This is a genomic window from Vulcanibacillus modesticaldus (assembly GCF_001730235.1).
GTDB classification, from domain to species: domain Bacteria; phylum Bacillota; class Bacilli; order Tepidibacillales; family Tepidibacillaceae; genus Vulcanibacillus; species Vulcanibacillus modesticaldus.
The window spans coordinates 1-5,117 of record NZ_MIJF01000055.1 but is presented as its reverse complement, the minus strand read 5'-3'; the positions used below and the strand labels follow the sequence as shown (position 1 = coordinate 5,117).

The 5,117-nt window shown below is 33.5% G+C and carries 7 protein-coding genes and 1 rRNA gene; all 8 read left to right on the top strand.

Going from position 1 to position 5,117, the window contains the following annotated elements:
• Positions 1-278 precede the first annotated feature (278 nt).
• Positions 279-842 carry an ECF transporter S component gene (locus BHF71_RS09005; protein ID WP_069657327.1) on the top strand — a complete coding sequence of 188 codons (564 nt, stop codon included), beginning with the start codon at positions 279-281 and terminating at the stop codon, positions 840-842.
• 140 nt (positions 843-982) lie between these two features.
• Complete coding sequence (gene bcp, locus BHF71_RS09000) at positions 983-1,462, top strand: thioredoxin-dependent thiol peroxidase (RefSeq protein WP_245683850.1); 480 nt, start codon at positions 983-985, stop codon at positions 1,460-1,462.
• 168 nt (positions 1,463-1,630) lie between these two features.
• Complete coding sequence (locus BHF71_RS08995) at positions 1,631-2,584, top strand: D-2-hydroxyacid dehydrogenase (protein WP_069657326.1); 954 nt, start codon at positions 1,631-1,633, stop codon at positions 2,582-2,584.
• 63 nt (positions 2,585-2,647) lie between these two features.
• On the top strand, positions 2,648-3,190 hold the full coding sequence (locus tag BHF71_RS08990; protein WP_069657325.1) for a cob(I)yrinic acid a,c-diamide adenosyltransferase: 543 nt from the start codon (positions 2,648-2,650) through the stop codon (positions 3,188-3,190).
• A 73-nt stretch (positions 3,191-3,263) separates the two neighbouring features.
• The gene (locus BHF71_RS12505) at positions 3,264-3,389 is read left to right on the top strand and encodes a hypothetical protein (protein ID WP_281179278.1); all 126 of its coding nucleotides are present in this window, start codon (positions 3,264-3,266) and stop codon (positions 3,387-3,389) included.
• Positions 3,390-3,556: 167 nt separating this feature from the next.
• Positions 3,557-4,210, top strand: coding sequence for an endonuclease III (gene nth, locus BHF71_RS08985; RefSeq protein ID WP_069657324.1), 654 nt, complete (start codon positions 3,557-3,559; stop codon positions 4,208-4,210).
• A gap of 26 nt (positions 4,211-4,236) precedes the next feature.
• A complete protein-coding gene (locus BHF71_RS08980; RefSeq protein WP_141705379.1) occupies positions 4,237-4,677 on the top strand; it encodes a Fur family transcriptional regulator in 441 nt (146 codons plus the stop codon).
• A gap of 292 nt (positions 4,678-4,969) precedes the next feature.
• Positions 4,970-5,117: ribosomal RNA gene (locus tag BHF71_RS08975) — 16S ribosomal RNA — on the top strand; the annotation flags it as partial.

The following is a 5,117-nucleotide window of genomic DNA, read 5'->3' as shown; positions in this document are numbered from 1 at the left end:
ACGAAGAGAATTCTTACCAAGCAATGCCCCCATCAAATAAACAATGATTTTATTTTGAACCTCAATGTATAGTAGCAACAAAGAAATAACTTTAGACATCAAGTTTGCCGCCTCCTTTGTTTGAGTAATTTTTTGAATGGTCAACTAAAAATTACCCTTAAATTGAGGGGGTGGCAATACCTTAATATAAATTTTTCAATAACAACAAGGTTTTTGACACAATAATCTATAAAACTTTTGACAATACGTCATTTATTAATGAGGGGAGAATATGATCAATGAAAAGAAAAAAATCATTAAATCAAGCAATATTAATTTCAGTAATGTCAGCAATTGCCTTCATCATTCAGTATTTTGATTTTCCTTTACCATTTATGCCACCTTTTTTAAAAATTGATTTTAGTGAAATACCAGCTTTATTAATAGCTATCATGTTTGGTCCGAGTGCAGGTATTATGGTTGAGTTTCTTAAAAATACTCTCCACTTTATCATTAAAGGAAGTGAAACAGGAATTCCGATTGGGCAAATGGCAAATTTCTTGGCTGGTACAATTCTAATTTTAGGTACTACATTAGTTTATAAGAAGAAATCAACGAAAGGTGGATTAATCTTAGGACTTATTTTAGGAAGTATAAGTATGGCTATTGTTATGTCCATCGCTAATTATTATTTAATTTTACCATTTTATGAAAAAATGCTAAATTATTCTACAACGGCATCGGAAAAATTAATACTTATAATTTCGGGTATCGGCCCTTTCAATATAATAAAGGGAATCATAATTACCACCCTAATGGTACCAATTTATAGTTCTTTAAAACCGCGTTTAAAAATAAACTAAATATCTTTTATTCGTATAATATTAAAAAAAAAGTCACTTCTGTGACTTCTTTTTTTATTGAAGTGTAGAGAAGTGCTACTCAAATTTGCTTTGAGGTATTTGGCTTGATAAACTTATGTTAGTAGGAAGGAGTGATTTGTTTGGCTAAGAGACCAGAGATTTTTTCAATAGGTGACATAGCTCCAGATTTTACATTACCTGCTAGCAATGGACAAAACGTAAGTCTTCATGATTTCAGAGGGAAATACGTTGTTCTTTATTTTTATCCTAAAGATAATACTCCTGGATGCACAACAGAGGCTTGTGACTTCAGAGATTATTATCAAGATTTTTCAAACTTAGATGCGGTTATTCTTGGGGTTAGTCCTGATCCGTTGAAATCCCATGAGAAATTCATTTCTAAATACCAGCTTCCTTTTTTATTGTTATCTGATGAAGATCATGAAGTTGCCAAGAAATATGATGTTTGGGTATTGAAGAAAATGTATGGCAGAGAATATATGGGTATAGAACGATCAACGTTCATTATAGATAAAGAAGGAAAGATAATGAAGACATATAGGAAAGTAAAAGTAAAAGGTCATGTTGAAAATGCTTTAGAATATTTAAAGACCCAATAAAATTATTTATAGTTGTTTAAATTATCCCGTCACCCTTAAGGGTGATTTTTTTTGTAAACTGCTCACCTTATTCTGTTGCCTTTAAAGTGCGTTAGCATTTTTGTTCTAGAGGATTTTTCAGATAATTTCAGAAATATAAAAATAGTATAGTTATTAGGAGTTGATATGATGAAAATTGTTTCTTCTGCTAAAATGAGTGAAAAACATCAACTTAATCTAAGAGAAAAATATCCTGAAGTTGATTTTTACTTTTTTGATAATATCGATCAGGCTTTTGATGAATTAAGTTCAGCCGATGTATTAATAACTTATGGAGAAGATCTAACTGAAGAGATAATGAAAAATTGCATCCATTTAAAATGGATTCATGTACTTAGTGCAGGTTTGAATAAAATCCCATTCAAGGTTCTTAAAGAAAAAGGGATTGTATTGACAAATGCTAGGGGGATACATCATATTCCGATGTCTGAATACACAATGGGAGTGATTTTACAATTAGCCAGAAAAACTATAGATATTTATAAAAATCAATTGGCTAAAAAATGGGATCGTACGATCAGGGTCTCAGAAATAAACGGCAAAACTCTGGGAATAATCGGTTTAGGTTCCATTGGTAAAGGGATCGCAGAAAAAGCTAAAGCATTTGACATGAAAGTTATCGGAATGAATACTGATGGTAAATATGTGCCTAATGTCGACCAAGTTTTTAAACATGAACAGTTACATGACTTATTGGCCGAGAGTGATTATGTAGTGGTGATTGTTCCTTTAACAGAGAAAACATACCATTTGATTGGTGAACAGGAATTTAAGGCGATGAAAAATACAGCGTATTTTATCAACATTTCTAGAGGAGATGTGATTGATGAGTTAGCCATAATAAATGCCTTAGAAAACGGGGAAATTGCCGGGGCTGTTTTGGATGTTTTTTCAGAAGAACCGTTACCAACTGACCACCCATTGTGGTCTTTAGAGAATTGCTTTATTACACCACATCTTTCTGGAAGATCACCTAAATACATGGAAAGAGCACTAGAGATTTTTATTAATAATTTAAACAAGTACATAGAAGATAATTACTCAACTATGGAAAATTTAATTGATTTAGACAAAGGTTATTAATGGAATAAATTGATTAGGAGGATTTAGAAAATAAGCTGTATTGACAAAAAGGGAGGAAGTGCATTGAGTAAAATATATACAAAAACTGGGGATAAGGGATACACTTCATTGACAGGTGGTAAACGAGTCAGAAAGGACGACATCATTGTAGAAACATATGGCACCATAGACGAGGCAAATTCAATGATCGGTTTAGCAGTAGCCAAGATTAATCACCAATCATTGGAGAAAATTAAGAAGATGTTGATAGATGTTCAAGGTGATCTCTTTCACGTTGGTGCAGAAGTTTCAACTCCAAAAGGAGAAAGGGTTTATTGGCCTTTGAAAATAACTCAGATAACTAAATTAGAGAAAAATATTGATGAATTAGAAATTGAATTGCCCAAACTACAGAATTTTATATTACCCGGAGGTTCAGAAATTGGGGCTATTCTCCACGTGGCAAGAACAATAATAAGAAGAGCGGAGCGTCTAGCAATATCAAATGAGAATGTAATAGTTAAAGCATATTTAAATCGCTGTTCTGACTTTTTATTTACCGCTGCTAGATGGGTAAATTATCAATTACAACAAAACGAATTGGAATTTAAGCCAACCAACCATTAATTTCCAAAGATTTTGAAGAATTTTCGTATTCCAATAGGACATACTATCTCTTGAGTGGAAAGGGGGGATAGTGATGCCTAAGAAGAACAAAAAACAACAAAACCAATTACAACAACAGCAACAGCAGGAGGCGCCAGCGATGTCAGTAACTCAAAATACTGGAACCCCAGAAGAAAGAGGAGCGAATCGCCAACCTTAATAAGTAAAAGCGGAGTACTAGTGTTAACCTAGTACTCTATTTTTTTACAGTTGAAATTTAACCAAACATTTACAAGATAAAGTAATAATTGATATTATAAAAATACGACTTTTTTTTAACATTAAATATTGATTAATGGATTATCTCAGATATATAAGGAGAAAAGTATGGATATTGAGTGTAACGTTAATATAGATGAGATATTAAAAATTTTCGCAAAGTTATATCCTGAGGCAAAATGTGAACTATTATTTAGTAATCCTTTTGAGCTATTAATAGCAACTATTTTATCTGCCCAATCAACGGATAAAAAAGTAAACCAGATTACACCAACCCTTTTTAAGAAATATAAAACCCCTGCTGATTTCCTAAAGTTGTCTCAAGGGGATCTAGAAGAAGAAATTAAACAGATAGGATTATATAGATCAAAAAGCAGAAACATTTTGAAAACTTCCAAGATCTTGGTTGAAAAATTCGACGGGCAAGTTCCAAGAAAACGAGAAGACTTAGAATCATTACCCGGTGTTGGAAGAAAAACGGCAAATGTTGTGTTGAGCAATGCTTTTGGTGTACCTACAATTGCAGTAGATACCCATGTGTTTAGAGTGTCAAATCGAATAGGGTTAGCTGATAGTGATAAAGTATCAGAGGTAGAAAGACAACTTATGGAGAAGATACCGAAATATTTATGGGTAAATGCTCATCATTGGTTGATATGGCATGGAAGAAGGGTCTGTTCAGCTAGGAAGCCTAAATGTCAAACTTGTTCTTTAAAACCTCATTGTTGTTATGGGAAAAATAATTTTGAGATAAAAGTTTGATTTGTGTATGAAGGGAGAGAATGAAAATGTCAAGCGATGGTTTAAAGGAAGCCTTAGAAAAATTAAAGGATAGTGGGGTAAGGATGACTCCTCAGCGCCACGCGATTTTAGCCTATCTGTTCAAGTCAAAATCACATCCTACTGCTGATGAAATATACAGAGCTTTAGAAAAAGACTTTCCAAACATGAGTGTAGCTACAGTTTACAATAATCTAAAAGTATTTTTAGAGGTGGGATTGATCGAAGAACTTTTATTTGGTGACGATTCAAGTCGTTTTGAAGTGAAGCATGAAGAACATTATCATGTTGTTTGTAGAAAATGTGGCCATATCGAGGATTTTATTTCACCTTGTTTATCTGATATGGAGAGTTTAGCAGAAAAAGAAAAAGGATTTATCATTGATGGTCATAGGGTAGAATTTTATGGTATATGTAGTAAATGTCAGCAGGAGGCTAAATTGGATTAGCAATAAAATAAAAGTAAAAAACAGTTGACATAACACGCAAAAAGATGGTACTATATGTCATGTCGCTTCACAAAGAAATTGAGCGAAACAAGATAAAGAGAAATGTTAAAGAGAAGTTGTCAACTGGGTAAGATGACTTTTAAAAATCAAAAAAAGTATTGACAACAAGCAGCGAGATATGATAAGATAACAAATGTCGCTGAAATTGCTCTTTGAAAACTGAACAGTGTAACAAGCCAAGCGTGCCACAAGGAATTGTGGGACCAAAGTCAAAGAGAGCTAACTCAAACTTTTTATGGAGAGTTTGATCCTGGCTCAGGACGAACGCTGGCGGCGTGCCTAATACATGCAAGTCGAGCGAAGTTTATGGGAGCTTGCTCCTAATAAACTTAGCGGCGGACGGGTGAGTAACACGTGGGCAACCTGCCTGTAAGACTGGG

Excerpts from the sequence above, each read along its gene's own strand:
- BHF71_RS08980 (WP_141705379.1), top strand. The coding sequence starts at position 4,237 with ATGTCAAGCGATGGTTTAAAGGAAGCCTTAGAAAAATTAAAGGATAGT.
- BHF71_RS08995 (WP_069657326.1), top strand. The coding sequence starts at position 1,631 with ATGAAAATTGTTTCTTCTGCTAAAATGAGTGAAAAACATCAACTTAAT.
- BHF71_RS12505 (WP_281179278.1), top strand. The coding sequence starts at position 3,264 with ATGCCTAAGAAGAACAAAAAACAACAAAACCAATTACAACAACAGCAA.
- BHF71_RS09005 (WP_069657327.1), top strand. The coding sequence starts at position 279 with ATGAAAAGAAAAAAATCATTAAATCAAGCAATATTAATTTCAGTAATG.
- nth (WP_069657324.1), top strand. The coding sequence starts at position 3,557 with ATGGATATTGAGTGTAACGTTAATATAGATGAGATATTAAAAATTTTC.